Source organism: Streptomyces sp. NPDC104106 (assembly GCF_055584345.1).
In genome coordinates this window covers 13,782-29,481 of the sequence record NZ_JBVJMF010000009.1, presented here as the reverse complement: position 1 = coordinate 29,481, position 15,700 = coordinate 13,782, and the positions used below count along the sequence as shown (strand labels likewise).

Annotated in this window: 10 protein-coding genes; 4 read left to right on the top strand and 6 right to left on the bottom strand. The window is 70.8% G+C overall.

All coding sequences use genetic code 11. From position 1 onward, the window contains the following. Nucleotides 1–17 precede the first annotated feature (17 nt). A complete protein-coding gene (locus ACZ60X_RS21795) occupies nucleotides 18–1,535 on the bottom strand; it encodes a hypothetical protein (protein ID WP_469600817.1) in 1,518 nt (505 codons plus the stop codon). Nucleotides 1,536–1,629: 94 nt separating this feature from the next. Next, entirely contained in the window at nucleotides 1,630–6,567 is a 4,938-nt protein-coding gene (locus tag ACZ60X_RS21790) for an NAD-glutamate dehydrogenase (RefSeq protein ID WP_469600814.1), read from the bottom strand. A gap of 533 nt (nucleotides 6,568–7,100) precedes the next feature. Here ACZ60X_RS21790 and ACZ60X_RS21785 point away from each other — a divergent pair. Next, nucleotides 7,101–7,667 (top strand): DJ-1/PfpI family protein, encoded by a 567-nt coding sequence (locus ACZ60X_RS21785; RefSeq protein ID WP_469600811.1) that lies wholly within the window; start codon nucleotides 7,101–7,103, stop codon nucleotides 7,665–7,667. Between the two features lie 102 nt (nucleotides 7,668–7,769). Here the strand turns inward: ACZ60X_RS21785 and ACZ60X_RS21780 are convergent, their stop codons facing one another. Together ACZ60X_RS21780 and ACZ60X_RS21775 are read right to left on the bottom strand one after the other, a co-directional pair. Then, entirely contained in the window at nucleotides 7,770–8,438 is a 669-nt protein-coding gene (locus ACZ60X_RS21780; protein ID WP_469600808.1) for an HAD family hydrolase, read from the bottom strand. A 66-nt stretch (nucleotides 8,439–8,504) separates the two neighbouring features. Further along, complete coding sequence (locus ACZ60X_RS21775) at nucleotides 8,505–9,020, bottom strand: DUF6912 family protein (protein ID WP_469600806.1); 516 nt, start codon at nucleotides 9,018–9,020, stop codon at nucleotides 8,505–8,507. A 295-nt stretch (nucleotides 9,021–9,315) separates the two neighbouring features. Between ACZ60X_RS21775 and ACZ60X_RS21770 the strand changes: the two genes are divergently transcribed. After that, entirely contained in the window at nucleotides 9,316–9,834 is a 519-nt protein-coding gene (locus ACZ60X_RS21770; protein WP_469600803.1) for an Rv3235 family protein, read from the top strand. Nucleotides 9,835–9,934: 100 nt separating this feature from the next. Here the strand turns inward: ACZ60X_RS21770 and secA are convergent, their stop codons facing one another. After that, nucleotides 9,935–12,745: a preprotein translocase subunit SecA gene (secA, locus tag ACZ60X_RS21765; protein WP_469600800.1), complete on the bottom strand. Its 2,811-nt coding sequence runs from the start codon at nucleotides 12,743–12,745 to the stop codon at nucleotides 9,935–9,937. Between the two features lie 252 nt (nucleotides 12,746–12,997). On the opposite strand from secA, the gene ACZ60X_RS21760 reads away from it, so the two are divergent. Both ACZ60X_RS21760 and ACZ60X_RS21755 read left to right on the top strand, forming a co-directional pair. Beyond that, nucleotides 12,998–13,567: a GNAT family N-acetyltransferase gene (locus tag ACZ60X_RS21760; RefSeq protein WP_469600797.1), complete on the top strand. Its 570-nt coding sequence runs from the start codon at nucleotides 12,998–13,000 to the stop codon at nucleotides 13,565–13,567. 63 nt (nucleotides 13,568–13,630) lie between these two features. Continuing rightward, on the top strand, nucleotides 13,631–14,806 hold the full coding sequence (locus tag ACZ60X_RS21755) for a winged helix-turn-helix domain-containing protein (protein WP_469600795.1): 1,176 nt from the start codon (nucleotides 13,631–13,633) through the stop codon (nucleotides 14,804–14,806). 3 nt (nucleotides 14,807–14,809) lie between these two features. Here the strand turns inward: ACZ60X_RS21755 and ACZ60X_RS21750 are convergent, their stop codons facing one another. Beyond that, the gene (locus tag ACZ60X_RS21750; protein WP_469600793.1) at nucleotides 14,810–15,556 is read right to left on the bottom strand and encodes a response regulator; all 747 of its coding nucleotides are present in this window, start codon (nucleotides 15,554–15,556) and stop codon (nucleotides 14,810–14,812) included. Between the last annotated feature and the right edge of the window lie 144 nt (nucleotides 15,557–15,700).

The window sequence follows — 15,700 nt, the reverse complement described above, 5'->3', positions numbered from 1 at the left end:
CGCGCCCCTTCGGGCTGTCACAGGACTCGGTACAGGACCTGGTGCCCGGGACCCGTGGTGACCTTCTTCAGGCCCGGCCCGGCCAGCCTCTTGGGGCCCACGACCCACCGCACCTTGTAGGTCCGCAGGATCGACCGCCGCACGGCGGGAGACGTGTCGGTGGCGAAGTACCGTGCCACCGCGGCGTCCCGCTTCGCCTCGTCCGGAAGGAAGAAGTCGGGGTAGCCGGGAGTCACGGTGTACGGGCCGTACGCGGGGATCTGGCGGGCCGGGAACGTCTGGGCCATCACCACGTCGCCGTACTTCACCCACGGTGTGAGCCAGTGGTAGCCCACCCACGGCTCGTGGTACTTGTCGGCGACGGCCGACGGCAGCGCGCTCTTCGGGACCACGTATCCGAGCGTGCCGGCCTGCGTCCAGGCGCCCGCGGCCAGGACGGCGCCGAGCACGCACGCCGCGCCGGTCCTCCACGCCCGCCGTCCCGCCGCCACGGCTTCGAGCGCGGCCGCGAGCTGCGCCGGGATCAGGGCGGCGGGCAGCGCTCGGCCCCAGGAGTAGTGGCCGCTCAGACCGCCCGCGGCGAACATCAGCGCGCCCAGGACGAAGAACAGGACCAGCGGATCCCAGCGGTCCCGCCGAAAGCGCAGGACCAGGGCCGCCACGCCCAGCAGGACGAAACCGAAGTGCCCGGCCAGGTGCTGGTAGAGCGGCTTGTGGACGGCCTCCAGATCCGCGCCCGCCGAGAAGAGCGAGAAGAAGTCGTAGTACGGCCACAGGCCCAGCACCAGCATGCCCAGCGCCGACGCGGCGGCCAGCCGCAGCAGCGCCGGACGGGACGGCCGCGCCGCGACCACCATCGCCAGCGCCCCGAGGGACGCCACGACACCGGTGAACTGGTGGCAGAGCAGGACCGCCGCCCAGAGCACGCCCAGGGCGAGCCACTTCGCCCACGCGGCCGGCTCCGGCTCACGCAGCGTGCGCGTGAGCCACGCCCAGAAGTGGAAGGTGAGGCCGAGCGCGAACACGCTCGGGTACGACACCGTCAGCGCCAGCGAGTTCAGGCCCACGAAGCCGGACCAGTTGAACAGCACCGGGCCCCACAGCAGGACCAGGCTCAGCAGGGCGAGGGCGGGGGCCGCGCGGTGGGCGCTGAGCGTGCGGACGTACGACCACACGCCCGTGACCAGCAGAGCGAGGCCGACGACCGCGGCGACACGCAGGACGACGAACACCGAGAGGCCGGTCAGTTTGGCGAACACGCCCAGGACCAGCATCCACGGCGAGTAGTACGGGCTCGGCGTGTCCGCGTCGACCAGCGGATTGCCGGGGTGCAGCAGATCGTGGCTCAGACGCTGGACGGTGGCCGCGTGCATGCCGAGGTCGCCCGCCCAGGGGAGGCGGACGATCACGAGGAGCAGCAGCACCACGACGAGCGCGGCGAGGGCCTGCGGCAGTACCCGGCCGACCCGCGCGGTGGTGTTCTGCGGTGGCACCGTGCGGCTCACGGGCTCGGTGTCAGACGGTGCGGCTTGCATTCTGCCGACCCTAGCCGAGATTTCTTAAGGGTCGGCAAGAAGCGGGACGCCCCGGGCGCTGGGGCCCGGGGCGTCTGTCACTGCCGTGCGGAGCTCACGAGTGCGTGCGCAGCAGCGTCCGCATCGTGCGCATCGCCACCGACAGGTTGGCGAGGTCGAAGGTCTCCGAACCGCGGATCTCCTCCAGGGTGGTGCGCGCCCGGCTCAGGATGGGCGCGTTCTTCTGCTCCCACGCCTTGAAGCGCTGCTCGGGCGTCGACGTGCCGTTGCCGACCGCGAGGACGTCCGCGCACAGCGCCGCGTGCGCCGCGTACAGGTCCTCGCGGATGGAGGCGCGGGCCATGGACTGCCAGCGGTCGTTGCGGGGCAGCTCGATGATGCGGTCCATCAGCTGGCTGATGCCCAGCCGGTCGGCGAGGTCGTAGTAGACCTCGGCGACGTCGAGCGGCTCCTTGCCCATGCGGTCGGCCACCGAGACGATGTCCAGCGCCGGGAAGGCGGAGGAGAACCCGGCCACGCGCGTGGCCAGCTCGTCCGGGACGCCGGCCGCGGACAGCTCGTCGTACACGTGCTGGTACCACTCCAGGTCCGCGCCGCGCAGCAGCTTCGGCAGCTCCTGCCAGACCCGCTCGACGCGCTCGGCGAAGAACTCGACCGTCTCGGCGAGCTGGAGCGGCTGCGGCCGGTTGTTGAGCAGCCAGCGCGTGCCGCGCTCGACCAGGCGGCGCGAGTGCAGCCGGATCCGGGTCTGGACGGCCGCGTCGACCCTGTTGTCCAGGGCCTCCACCGCGTCCCACACCGGCGCCGAGCAGAAGATCGCGCGGGCCGCGGTCTGCGCCCGGACGATCTCCTCCAGGGAGGCGCCGGTCTCCTCGCGCAGACGGTGCAGGTACGTCGTACCGCCCGTGTTGACCGTGTCGTTGACCAGCACCGTCGTGGTGATCTCGCGGCGCAGCGGGTGGTTGTCGATCGCCTCGGCGAACTGCTCGCGCAGCGCCGAGGGGAAGTAGGCGTGCAGCAGGCCGCGCAGGTACGGGTCGTCCGGCAGCGAGGTCCGCAGCAGCTCCTCGGCGACCGTGATCTTCGTGTACGCGAGGACGACGGCCGTCTCCGGGCTGGTCAGGCCCTGGCCCTGGCCGAGGCGCTCGCGGATCTGGCGGTCGGTCGGCAGGAACTCCAGCGCCCGGTCCAGGTGGCCCTCGCGCACCAGGTGGCGCAGGAACCGCTGCTGGGCGTGGAGCATGGCGCCCGCCTGCGAGAGGGCGTTGGCCAGGGCGGTGTTCTGCGCGTAGTTGTTGCGCAGCACCAGCGCGCCGACCTCGTCGGTCATCTCGGCGAGGATCTTGTTGCGCTGCTTGACGGTCATGTCGCCCTCGGCGACCAGGCCGTTCAGCAGGATCTTGATGTTCACCTCGTGGTCGGAGGTGTCCACACCGGCGCTGTTGTCGATCGCGTCCGTGTTGATCTTGCCGCCGTGCAGGGCGAACTCGATGCGGCCGAGCTGGGTCAGACCGAGGTTGCCGCCTTCGCCGACGACCTTGACGCGCAGGTCCCGGCCGTCGACGCGGATGGCGTCGTTGGCCTTGTCGCCGACGTCGGCGTTGGACTCCGCGGACGACTTCACGTACGTGCCGATGCCGCCGTTCCACAGCAGGTCGACCGGCGCCTCGAGGATCGTCCGCATCAGGTCGGCCGGGGTCATCTTGGTGACCTTGCCCTCGATGCCGAGGGCCTCGCGGATGTGGGCGTTGAGCGGGATCGACTTGGCACTGCGCGGGAAGATCCCGCCGCCCGTCGACAACAGCTCGGTGTTGTAGTCCGCCCAGGAGGAGCGGGGCAGCTCGAACAGCCGGCGCCGCTCGGCGTACGAGGTGGCCGCGTCCGGGGTGGGGTCGATGAAGATGTGCCGGTGGTCGAAGGCGGCGACCAGGCGGATGTGCTCGGAGAGCAGCATGCCGTTGCCGAACACGTCGCCGGACATGTCGCCGATGCCGACGACCGTGAAGTCCTCGCTCTGCGTGTCCACGCCCAGCTCGCGGAAGTGCCGCTTGACGGACTCCCAGGCGCCGCGCGCGGTGATGCCCATGCCCTTGTGGTCGTACCCGGCCGAGCCGCCGGAGGCGAAGGCGTCGCCCAGCCAGAAGTCGTAGCTCTCGGCGACGCCGTTGGCGATGTCCGAGAAGGTCGCGGTGCCCTTGTCGGCGGCGACCACCAGGTAGGTGTCGTCGCCGTCGTGCCGGACCACGTCCTGCGGCGGGACGACCTCTCCGGCGACCATGTTGTCGGTGATGTCGAGCAGGGCCGAGATGAACGTCTTGTAGCTGGCGATGCCCTCGGCGAGCCAGGCGTCGCGGTCCTTCGCCGGGTCCGGCAGCTGCTTGGCGACGAAGCCGCCCTTGGCGCCGACCGGCACGATGACGGTGTTCTTCACCATCTGCGCCTTGACCAGTCCGAGGATCTCCGTGCGGAAGTCCTCGCGCCGGTCGGACCAGCGCAGGCCGCCGCGCGCGACCTTGCCGAAGCGCAGGTGGACGCCCTCGACGCGCGGCGAGTACACCCAGATCTCGAACGCCGGGCGCGGTGCCGGAAGGTCCGGGATGGCCTGCGGGTCGAACTTCATGGAGACGTAGTCGTGCGGCGTGCCGGCGGCCGTCTCCTGGAAGAAGTTCGTGCGCAGGGTCGCCTTGATGACGGTGAGGAAGGAGCGCAGGATCCGGTCCTCGTCCAGGCTGGCCACCTGGTCCAGGGCCGCGTCCAGCTCCTCCAGCAGCGCGTCCACGATCTCCATCCCGGCCTTCTGCCGGTCCGGGGACATCCGCGCCTCGAACAGCGAGATCAGCAGCCGCGTGGTGTGGACGTTGTTGCGGAGGGTGTCCTCCATGTAGTCCTGCGAGAAGGTCGAACCGGCCTGCCGCAGGTACTTGGCGTAGGCGCGCAGCACCATCGCCTGCCGCCAGGACAGCCCGGCGCTCAGCACGAGTGCGTTGAAGCCGTCGTTCTCGGCCTTGCCGGTCCAGGTCGCGGCGAAGGCCTCCTGGAAGCGCTCGCGGGCGTCGTCACCGAGGTTCTCGCCGCCGCTCGCCGACGGGGGCACGCGCAGACCGAAGTCGTAGATCCAGGCGGTCGTGCGGTCCGCGCACCGCAGCTCGTACGGCCGCTCGTCGGTGACCTCGACGCCGAGGCGGCTGAGCACCGGCAGCACGTGCGAGAGGGAGACCGAGCCGCCCTTCTGGTAGATCTTGAAGCGGCGCTCCTCGGGACCCGCGCCCACCGGCTCGTACAGGCTGAGGCTGAAGGTCCGGTCCTCGCCGAGCTGCTCCAGGTGGACCAGGTCGGCGACCGCGGCACGCGGCGTGTGGTCGGCCTTGTAGCCCTCGGGGAAGGCGTGGTTGTAGCGGCGCAGCACCTCGGCCGCGCGCTCCTCGCCGCACTCGGCGGTCAGCGCCTCGGCGAACGCGTCGGCCCAGGAGCGGGCGGCCTCGACCAGGCGGGCCTCGATGCGCTCCTTGTCGGTCTCCGACAGCTCGGGCAGCACCGTGCCCGGCGGGACGCGGACGACGAAGTGCAGCCGGGACAGGATCGACTCGGTGTTCCAGGCGGTGAAGTCGACGCTGACGCCGCCCAGCTCCTCCTTCAGGATCTCGATGATCCGCAGCCGGACGCCGGTGGTGTAGCGGTCGCGCGGGAGGTAGACGAGGGCCGAGTAGTAGCGCCCGTACTCGTCCTGGCGCAGGTACAGCCGCAGCCGGCGCCGCTCCTGGAGGTAGAGCACGCTCGTGACGATGGACTGCAGTTCGGCGACGGGGGTCTGGAACAGCTCGTCGCGCGGGTAGGTCTCCAGGATCTGCAGCAGGTCACGGCCGTCGTGGCTGTTGGGCGAGAACCCGGCGAGGTCCAGCACCTCGTCCACCTTGCGGCGGATGACGGGGACCCGGCGCACCGACTCGGTGTACGCGGCGGAGGAGAACAGACCGAGGAAGCGGCGCTCCCCGACGACGTTGCCGTCCGCGTCGAACTGCTTGACGCCGACGTAGTCCAGGTACGACGGCCGGTGCACGGTGGCGCGGCTGTTCGCCTTGGTCAGCACGAGCAGCTTGTGCTCGCGGGCCTTGGCGCGGGCGTCGGCGGGCAGCCGTTCGAAGGAGGGGCTGACCGGGTGCTGGTCGTCCTCGGCGTGCTGCGGGTCGGAGCGCAGGATGCCGAGGCCGGTGCCGGGCACGGCGGCGAGCGTGTCGTCGTCGCGCAGCTGGTACTCGCGGTAGCCGAGGAAGGTGAAGTGGTCGTCGGAGAGCCAGCGCAGCAGCTCGCGCGCCTCCTCGACGTCGGCCTCGGACAGGTCGCCGGGGGCGGGGTCGCTCGGCAGCTCGTCGGCGATCCGGGTGGCCGTGCCGCGCATCTTCTCCCAGTCCTCGACGGCCTCACGGACGTCGGACAGGACGCGCAGCAGGTCGGCGGTGATCTGCTTCAGGTCGGCGCGGTCGGTCTCGCGGTCGATCTCGACGTGGATCCACGACTCGAAGTGCGCGTCGTGCGGGAGGTCACCGCCGGGCGGGGTCGGCAGGACGTCGAGCAGCTTGCCGGTCAGATCGCGTCGGACGACGAACTGCGGGTGGACGACGACGTGGATGCCGCGCCCCTGCCGGGTCAGCTCGTTGGTGACGGAGTCGACGAGGAAGGGCATGTCGTCGGTGACGACCTCCACGACGGTGTGGCTGCAGGTCCACCCGTTCTCCTCGACGGTCGGGGTGTGGACCCGCACGTTCGCCGTGCCCTGGGGGCGGTTCTCGGCGAGCCGGTAGTGCGAGACCGCGGCGCCGAAGACGTCGACCGGGTCGCGGTCGGCGAGGTCTTCCGGGGCGGTGTGCAGGTAGTAGCGCTGGAGGAACGCGAGCACGGACTCGCTGTCCGGGGTGTCCGGGGAGCCCTCGTCCGCGGTCCCGGTCGGTAGGTGCCCCCCGACCGGGCTGTTCTCAGCTACCCGAGCGGCCCTCTCCAGCAGCTCGGCCTTGGCTTCGTCCAGCTTGGTCTGCATTGTCCTCTGGCTCCTGTCGCGCGCCGTTGCGTGACGTAGAAGGAAGTACGGTCTCTTTCCCTCCGGCTCGACGCCACAGCCCGGGGTGTCCGGACCGTTCCGACGCTATGCCGCGAGGTGAGATGAGCGGGGGGAATTCGGCCATTGTCGGCACGCCTGTCCGATGTGACGCTGCTCTCAGCGCCGTCGTGTCCAGGGGTGACCGCGTCGTCCCGGGAGCCCCTGTGGCCCCGCCCCGCCCGCGAGGACCAGCGACCGCCGCCCGGCCACGGAGGTGTTCCGTGCAACCCGGGCGCAGGGCAGGGACACGATCGTCCCCGCGAGCTATCGCGCTGATCACGCCACAAGGCTATCGCTCCTCACCCCGGGCCCGTCATGAGCCGTATGTGTACAAAACCGGGGGTGGAAGTTTGACGTTCTGCACAGCGGCGGGACGCGGTCCGGTGGCGTATCCCGGTAGGCACGGTGCCTGCCCGGGTAGGTGTCAGTGCGCACTTCCGAGAGTGCGCCCCCGCCTGTCTGGAGGAGCCGACATGCCCCCGAAGGTCCTGATCGTCACCGGCGACGCAGCGGAGTCCCTCGAAGTCCTCTACCCCTACCAGCGCCTGCGCGAGGAGGGCTACGACGTCCACATCGCCGCCCCCACCCGCAAGACCCTGCGCTTCGTCGTCCACGACTTCGAACCCGGTTACGACACCTACACCGAGAAGCCCGGCTACACCTGGCCCGCCGACCTGGCCTTCGCCGACGTCGACCCCGGTGAGTACGCGGCCCTCGTCATCCCCGGCGGCCGGGCTCCCGAGTACCTGCGCAACGACCCCGAGCTGCGCAAGATCCTCAAGGCGTTCTTCGACTCCGACAAGCCCGTCGCCCAGATCTGCCACGGCCCGCTGCTCACCGCGGCGATCGACTCCCTGCGCGGCCGCCGCGTCACCGCCTACCCCGCCCTCGAACCGGACATGCAGGCGGCCGGCGCGGGCTTCCAGGACACCGAGGCGGTCGTGGACGGCACCCTGGTCTCCTCCCGGGCCTGGCCCGACCACCCGGCCTGGATGCGGGAGTTCCTGAAGGTGCTGCGCGCGACGGCCCCGGCGGACTGAGGCACGAGCGACCCGGCCGCAGAACCGGAGGAGCGCCGGCGGGCGCGGGCCGGGAGGCCGGGGGCCGGGGGCCGGGGCCGCCAAAGCGGTGCCGGCTTCCCGCTACGCCGCTATGCGGTGGGCTTCCCGCACCGCGTCCGCCAGCGTGTCCACCACCGGCACCCCCACCGCTTCCAGGCTGGCCCGGCTGTGCGACCCCCCGGTGTACAGCACGGCCCGCGCGCCCGCTTCCCGCGCCGCGACCGCGTCGTCCGCCGCGTCCCCGATCACCACGGTCCGCGTCGGCTCCACGCCGTCCCCGAGCGCCTCCAGATGCCGCACCATGTGCTCGGCCTTGCTGCCCCCGGACGGCCCCGTGCGCCCCTCGACCCGCAGGAAGTGCGCTTCGATGCCGAACCCCCGCACCAGCGGCACCAGTTCCTCATGCCCGTACATGCTCAGCAGCGACTGGCTGTGCCCGGCCGTCCGCCACCCGGCGAGCAGCTCCGCCGCGCCCTCGGCCAGCGCGCACCTCCCCCGCGCTTGCGCGTAGTGCCGATGGAACACCCCGTCCATCAGCTCCCACTCGGCGTCGGTCGGCAGCCGTCCGAGCAGCCGCTCGTAGAACTTCGGCACCGGCACGCAGTACAGCGCCCGGTACTCCTCCAGCGTGATCGGTGCGAGCCCCAGCTCCGCGAAGGCCGCGTTCGTCGCCCCGATGATCGCGTCATTGTCGTGGAACAGCGTGCCGTTCCAGTCCCACACGATGTGCGCGCTCCCGTGCATCCCCATGCCGAAAACCGTACTAGCCCCCACTGACAATCAGCCGGGCACGAGGGGAGCAGGGGGCCGGGGGCGTCAGGCGGCGGGCCCGACCAGGTTGGGAATCTCCTGCGTGGCGTACCACAGCAGCTCGTGGTCGTCCGCCCCGTCCACGACGAACTGCGCGTCGTCGTCCCCGGCGTCCGCCGCCGCCAGAGCCTCCGCCGCCGCGGCCACGTCCTGCTCCGCGTCATCGGCGTCGACGTGCACCGCGGCCGCCTTCGCGAGCGGCACGCTCGACGTCACGGTCACCTCGCCCAGCGCGGACGGGTCCAGCCCCCGGTCCGGATCGGCGTGCGCGGCGGCGTCGGGCACGTCGACGGCGACGACGACCCGGCGGCGTACCGCGCCCGGGTCGGCCGCCAGCCGCCGCAGGGAGGCCAGCGCGGCCCGGCTGAGCGCGGCGTACTCCAGCTCCTCGATGTCCTCGGAGAGGTACCACTCGCGCAGCGCGGGCGTGACGGCGTACGCGACGAAGGGGCCGCTCCCCAGCTCACCCGTCTTGTGCGCCTCGGCGAGCGCGGGGAGGGTCAGGGGGACGTAGACGCGCATGCTGGCCGCTCTTTTCCGGATCAAGGGGGCTCGACGGCCTTCAGGATACGTGCGGGGGTCCCCTTTCGAGTCCCTGCCCACCCCCCTGATCCCGTCGACCCCGGGCCGGGGATTCACCCGGTGAACCCCCGGGATCCCGGGGTTCTTGGCGCCTCGGGTCCCCCGGATAGGCGAACTTCTCCGCCGCTTCCCGGCCGGTGCCGCCGCTCTTGCCACGCGGCTTCCCGCCCCGTACAAGATCCCCACCAGCTAGTTACCGCCCGGTACAAAACCGGGCCCGCCGAACGGGGACCCCATGAACAAGGTCATGAGCCGTACCGTCCAGCCCGGCCCGCGCCACCGCCCGCCGACCCGCCGCGACACGCGCCGCCCGGGAGGCGCCCCTGCCCGCAAGCCCCCGGCGACGAGCACCCGCGACACACCGCAGGCCATCTCCAGGAGGACGGGCCCGGCCCTCCCGGCCCCGGAAGCGGCCAAGCCCCCGCAGCGCCCCACCGACCTCTTCGCCGACCGGCTGGTGGCCGTCCTGAGCGGCCAGCGCCCCGTCCACTGGATGCTCCGCCACACCGCCGGCCGCGCGTACGACGACCTGACCCGCCTCGCCGAACGCGGCCCTCTGCGCACCCGCGGCTCCCGCCCCGTCATCCGTGACATCGGCTACTACGTCCCCTGCGACGGCGCCCTGGAGGTGTTCGCCCGCGTCTCGGCCGGCGACCAGCTCCGCGCCCTCGCCTTCCGCCTGGAACTCGGCCAGGACCTGCGCTGGCGCTGCACAGCGGTGGAAGCCGCGGCCCGCTCCCATCCCGCGCCCTGACCCCGCCCGGCACGGCGCGACACGGGCACCGCACAAGCGAAAGGCCGGGCTCCCGAAGGAACCCGGCCCTGCTCAGCGGCCGTACGACCGCGGGCGGCCGCTACTTCTTGCGGCGCCGCCCGCCCTTGGCCTGCCGACGGCGCTCGGCGCGCGTCAGGCCGTCCGACTCGGAGCGCACCGGCTCCTCGTCCTCCAGGTCGCGCTCGACGGTGCCGCCCTCGCCGTCCACCGTCGGCGCGGAGAAGTGCAGCTCCCGCCGCTGCGGGACGTCCAGGCCCTTGGCGCGGATCTCGGGACGGGCCCCCGCCTGCGCCGGCACCGTCTCCTGGGCGCCCTCGACGGCCGGCTCGGCGGCCTCGACCGGGACCTCCTCGACCTGCTGCTCGACCTGGACCTCCAGGTTGAACAGGTAGCCGACGGACTCCTCCTTGATGCCCTCCATCATCGCGGTGAACATGTCGAAGCCCTCGCGCTGGTACTCGACCAGCGGGTCCTTCTGCGCCATCGCGCGCAGGCCGATGCCCTCCTGGAGGTAGTCCATCTCGTAGAGGTGCTCGCGCCACTTGCGGTCGAGGACCGAGAGCACGACCCGGCGCTCCAGCTCCCGCATGATCTCGGAGCCGAGCTGCGCCTCGCGGGCCTCGTACTGTTCGTGGATGTCCTCCTTGATGGACTCCGAGATGAACTCGGCGGTCAGACCGGCCCGGTCGCCGGCGGCCTCCTCCAGCTCCTCGATGGTGACCTTCACCGGGTAGAGCTGCTTGAAGGCGCCCCACAGCCGGTCCAGGTCCCAGTCCTCGGGGAAGCCCTCGGAGGTCTCCGCGTGGATGTACGCGTCGATGGTGTCGTCCATGAAGTGCTGGACCTGCTCGTGCAGATCCTCGCCCTCCAGCACCCGCCGGCGCTCGCCGTAGATGACCTCGCGCTGCCGGTTGAGGACCTCGTCGTACTTCAGGACGTTCTTACGCGTCTCGAAGTTCTGCTGCTCGACCTGCGACTGGGCGGACGCGATCGCGCGCGTGACCATCTTGTTCTCGATCGGCACGTCGTCCGGCACGTTCGCCATGGACATCACGCGCTCGACCATCTGGGCCTTGAACAGGCGCATCAGGTCGTCACCGAGGGAGAGGTAGAAGCGGGACTCGCCGGGGTCGCCCTGCCGGCCGGAACGACCGCGCAGCTGGTTGTCGATACGGCGCGACTCGTGCCGCTCCGTGCCGAGGACGTAGAGGCCGCCCAGCTCCTCGACCTCCTCCTTCTCGGCCTTGACGGCCTGCTCGGCCTTCTCCAGGGCGGCGGGCAGCGCCGCGGCCCACTCCTCGATGTGCTCCTCGGGGTCGAGGCCGCGCTGGCGCAGCTCCGCCTCGGCGAGGTCCTCGGGGTTGCCGCCGAGCTTGATGTCCGTACCACGGCCGGCCATGTTGGTGGCCACCGTGACCGCGCCCTTGCGGCCGGCCTGCGCGACGATCGACGCCTCGCGCTCGTGGTGCTTGGCGTTGAGCACCTCGTGCTGGATGCCGCGCTTGGAGAGCTGCTGCGAGAGGTACTCCGACTTCTCGACGGAGGTCGTGCCGACGAGGATCGGCTGGCCCTTCTCGTGCTTCTCGGCGATGTCGTCGACGACCGCCTCGAACTTCGCGACCTCGGTGCGGTAGATCAGGTCGGACTGGTCCTTGCGGATCATCGGCTTGTTGGTCGGGATCGGGACCACGCCGAGCTTGTAGATCTGGTGGAACTCCGCGGCCTCGGTCATCGCCGTACCGGTCATGCCGGAGAGCTTCGCGTAGAGGCGGAAGAAGTTCTGCAGGGTGATCGTGGCGAGCGTCTGGTTCTCGTCCTTGATGTCCACCCCTTCCTTCGCCTCGATCGCCTGGTGCATGCCCTCGTTGTAGCGGCGGCCGGCGAGGATACGGCCGGTGTGCTCGTCGACGATCATGACCTCGCCGTCGATGACGACGTAGTCCTTGTCCTTCTTGAACAGCTCCTTGGCCTTGATGGCGTTGTTCAGGTAGCCGACCAGCGGGGTGTTCACCGACTCGTAGAGGTTGTCGATGCCCAGCCAGTCCTCGACCTTGGTGACGCCGGCCTCGTGGATGGCGACGGTGCGCTTCTTCTCGTCGACGTCGTAGTCGCCGGTCTCCTCGACGCCCTTGAGCGGGTTCCCCGCCTCGCCCTTCTTCAGGCGCGTGACCAGCTTGGCGAAGTCGCCGTACCACTTGGTGGCCTGGTCGGCCGGGCCGGAGATGATCAGCGGCGTACGGGCCTCGTCGACCAGGATGGAGTCGACCTCGTCGACGATGGCGAAGTTGTGGCCGCGCTGTACCAGTTCGTCCTTCGACCAGGCCATGTTGTCGCGCAGGTAGTCGAAGCCGAACTCGTTGTTCGTGCCGTACGTGATGTCGCACTCGTACTGCTCGCGGCGCTGGGCCGGCGTCATGTTGGCCAGGATGCAGCCGACGCTCAGGCCCAGGAACTTGTGGACGCGGCCCATCATCTCGGAGTCACGCTCGGCCAGGTAGTCGTTGACCGTGATGAGGTGCACGCCGTCGCCGGACAGAGCGTTCAGATACGCGGGCAGCGTGCCGACGAGGGTCTTGCCCTCACCGGTCTTCATCTCGGCCACGTAGCCGAGGTGGAGGGCGGCGCCACCCATCAGCTGCACGTCGTAGTGCCGCTGGCCGAGGACGCGCTTGGCGGCCTCACGGACGGTGGCGAACGCCTCGGGGAGCAGGTCGTCCAGGCTCTCACCGTCGGCGTACCGCTGCTTGTACTCGTCGGTGAGGGCCCGCAGCTCGGCGTCGGAGAGGTTTACGAAGTCCTCTTCGATGGAGTTGACCTGGTCCGCGATGCGGTGCAGCTTGCGCAGGATCTTGCCTTCGCCTGCACGCATGATCTTCGAGAGGACGGACACGGGGGTTTGTCTCCTTGCCGGTCGGGCCTGGGACGGTCGGTTTCCATTTGACGTACTGAGCAACGGCCATCGTATGCGAGGACCCGGCTGGGCCGGGAGGCCTGGCGACCCGACGGCTGCGTCATCCAGGACAACGGACGGGGCAGGGCGATAGTGCCGCATCGGCGCGAGGAATTGCGCGAAATGTGATCACGCGCTCACGCACGGCGAAAAACGATGGCCCGCACGCGGGACACCCAGCACAATCGGCCGATGGAACCCGTCACCCTGACCACGGACCGCCTCGTCCTGCGCACCGTCGGCCCCGACGACACCCGGGCGGTGTACGAGGCCGCCCAGGACCCCGGCATCCAGCGCTGGACCACCATCCCCTCCCCCTATCTGCCCGAGCACGCGAGCGGCTTCACGGAGCAGCTGGTCCCCGACGGCTGGGCGCGGGGATCGATGTTCACCTTCGGTGTCTTCCTGCCGGGCGGGGAACTCGCGGGCATGCTCGGTCTCACCATGCGCTCGCTCGGCGTGGCGGAGGTCGGTTTCTGGGCGACGGCGGAGCACCGCGGGCGCGGCTACGTCACCGAGGCCACGCTCACCGCCTGCCGGTGGATCTTCACCGAGGTCGGCGTCGACCGGGTCGAATGGCGGGCCGAGGTCGGCAACCACGCCTCCCGCGCGGTGGCCGAACGGGCCGGCTTCGCCACGGAGGGCACCCTGCGCTCCGCGGTCAACAACAAGGGGGTGCGCCGGGACTGCTGGGTGGGCTCCCTGCTCCCCTCGGACCTCGGCCTGCCGTCCACGGCGCCGTACCTGCCGGCCAGAACCTGACCCACTCAGGACGAACGCCCAGGTCAGCGCGGATTGTCAGTGGCAGGCTCTAGGGTCCGGGGCATGACGACCCTTCCGCGCCCGACCACCACTCTCACCGCGGACGACGCCCGCCGTATCGCCCTGCGGGCCCAGGGCTTCCTCGGCGCGCCCGACCGGCGGTCCGGTGTCCGCGGGGTCCTGCGCCACCTCGGCGCGGTCCAGCTCGACACGATCTCCGTCCTCGCCCGCTCCCATGAACTCGTGCCGTACGCCCGCCTGGGCGCGGTCGGCCGCAAGACGATCGAGGCGGCGTACTGGCAGGGCACTCATGCCTTCGAGTACTGGTCGCACGCGGCGTGCATCCTCCCGGTCGAGGAATGGCCGCACTTCGCCTTCCGCCGCCGTGCCTACCGGCACCGCCCGCACTGGAACCACGAGCTGCCCGAGGGCGCGTACGACCAGGTCATCAAGCAACTGCGCGCGGAGGGCCCGCTGACCTCCACGGAACTGGGCGGCGCGAAGCGGACGAACGAGTGGTGGGACTGGTCGGGCACCAAGGTCGCGGTGGAGCGCGCGCTGATGTACGGCGAGGTGGTGTGCGTCCAGCGGCGCGGCTGGAAGCGGGTGTACGACCTGGCCGAGCGCGCGATCCCGGACGCGCTGCTGCACGACGAGCTGGACGACACCGAGTGCCTGCGCCGGCTGGTCCGGCTGGCCGGTGAGTCGCTCGGCGTGGGCACGCGCGCGGACATCGCCGACTACCACCGGCTCAAGGGCGAGCAGGTCGACGCGGTGATCGCCGAGTCGGGCCTGGTGCCGGTCGAGGTGGAGGGCTGGGGCAGGCACGCCTGGGCCGACCCCGCGGCCCTGGCGACCGCGCCACGCGGCCGGCACCGCACCACGCTGCTGTCGCCGTTCGACTCGCTGATCTGGGAGCGGGCGCGCACCGAGCGGATCTTCGGCTTCACCCACCGCCTGGAGGCATATGTTCCCAAGCCCAGGCGGGTGTACGGCTATTTCGCGATGCCCGTGCTGGCGGGCGGCCGGCTGGTCGGCCGGGTGGACCCGGCCCGCGAGGGCAGCACGCTGGTGGCCAAGCAGGTCACCCTGGACGACGCGAAGGCCGTTCCCGCGGTCGCCCAGGCCCTCGTCGAGGCGGCGACCTGGGTGAACTGCGCGGATGTCCGCGTCGAGCGCGTCGAGGCACCCGAGCTGCGCGAGCCCCTCACCAGGGAGCTGGCGGTCCTGCTCGGATAGGCGCTAGCGGATTTCGAGGATCTTCTCCCGCATCGCGTAGACCACCGCTTCCATCCTGGAGTGCAGCTGGAGCTTCTCCAGGATGTTGCGGACGTGGTTCTTCACGGTGTTCTCGGAGATGAACAGCTCTTTCGCGATGTCCCGGTTGTTCATCCCCGTGGCGACGAGCTTGAGGACCTCCAGCTCCCGGTCGGTGAGCCGCGGCGCGGGCACCAGCCGGCGCTCGTCCGTGCGCTGGATCATCGACTTGAACTCGGTGAGGAGCTTCGACGCCATGGACGGGCTGATCTGCGACTGCCCGTCGGCCACCGCGCGAATGGCGGTCGCCACCTCGTCCGTGGAGATCTCCTTGAGCAGATATCCGGTCGCGCCCGCCTTGATCGCGTCGTAGAGATCGGCCTCCTCGTCGCTGATCGTCAGCATGATGATCTTCGCGCTGGGTGCGACCTCCTTGATGGAGGTGCAGGCCTCGATCCCGCCCCGCTTGGGCATGCGGACGTCCATCAGCACGATGTCGGGCAGCAGGTCGGCCGCCTTCTCCACGGCCTCCGCGCCGTCCCCGGCCTCGCCGATGACCTGGATGTCCTCCTCGGCGGCGAGCACGATCTCCAGACCGCGCCGGAAGAGGGCGTGGTCGTCGACGACCAGGACTCTGATCGGCTCCACGCGTGCGGAGCCCGCGTCGGGGCTCCTGCCGATGACATCGTCGTCGGCATCTTCGTCCCGCATCGGTCCGAAGGTGTCCGCCATCGTTCCTCCCCCTGAAGGCTGTGGCCTGCTCTCCCGCGCCATCGCCAACCCAAGGCAACGGCCCACCGGTTGGGCCGGTTCGGCCATGATTTCATGCCCGGACGACACGGAGGTGACGAGCGGGGCGTGAAGTGGTCGCACACC

Excerpts from the sequence above, each read along its gene's own strand:
- ACZ60X_RS21795 (WP_469600817.1), bottom strand. The coding sequence starts at position 1,535 with ATGCAAGCCGCACCGTCTGACACCGAGCCCGTGAGCCGCACGGTGCCA.
- ACZ60X_RS21790 (WP_469600814.1), bottom strand. The coding sequence starts at position 6,567 with ATGCAGACCAAGCTGGACGAAGCCAAGGCCGAGCTGCTGGAGAGGGCC.
- ACZ60X_RS21785 (WP_469600811.1), top strand. The coding sequence starts at position 7,101 with ATGCCCCCGAAGGTCCTGATCGTCACCGGCGACGCAGCGGAGTCCCTC.
- ACZ60X_RS21780 (WP_469600808.1), bottom strand. The coding sequence starts at position 8,438 with ATGGGGATGCACGGGAGCGCGCACATCGTGTGGGACTGGAACGGCACG.
- ACZ60X_RS21775 (WP_469600806.1), bottom strand. The coding sequence starts at position 9,020 with ATGCGCGTCTACGTCCCCCTGACCCTCCCCGCGCTCGCCGAGGCGCAC.
- ACZ60X_RS21770 (WP_469600803.1), top strand. The coding sequence starts at position 9,316 with ATGAACAAGGTCATGAGCCGTACCGTCCAGCCCGGCCCGCGCCACCGC.
- ACZ60X_RS21760 (WP_469600797.1), top strand. The coding sequence starts at position 12,998 with ATGGAACCCGTCACCCTGACCACGGACCGCCTCGTCCTGCGCACCGTC.
- ACZ60X_RS21755 (WP_469600795.1), top strand. The coding sequence starts at position 13,631 with ATGACGACCCTTCCGCGCCCGACCACCACTCTCACCGCGGACGACGCC.
- ACZ60X_RS21750 (WP_469600793.1), bottom strand. The coding sequence starts at position 15,556 with ATGGCGGACACCTTCGGACCGATGCGGGACGAAGATGCCGACGACGAT.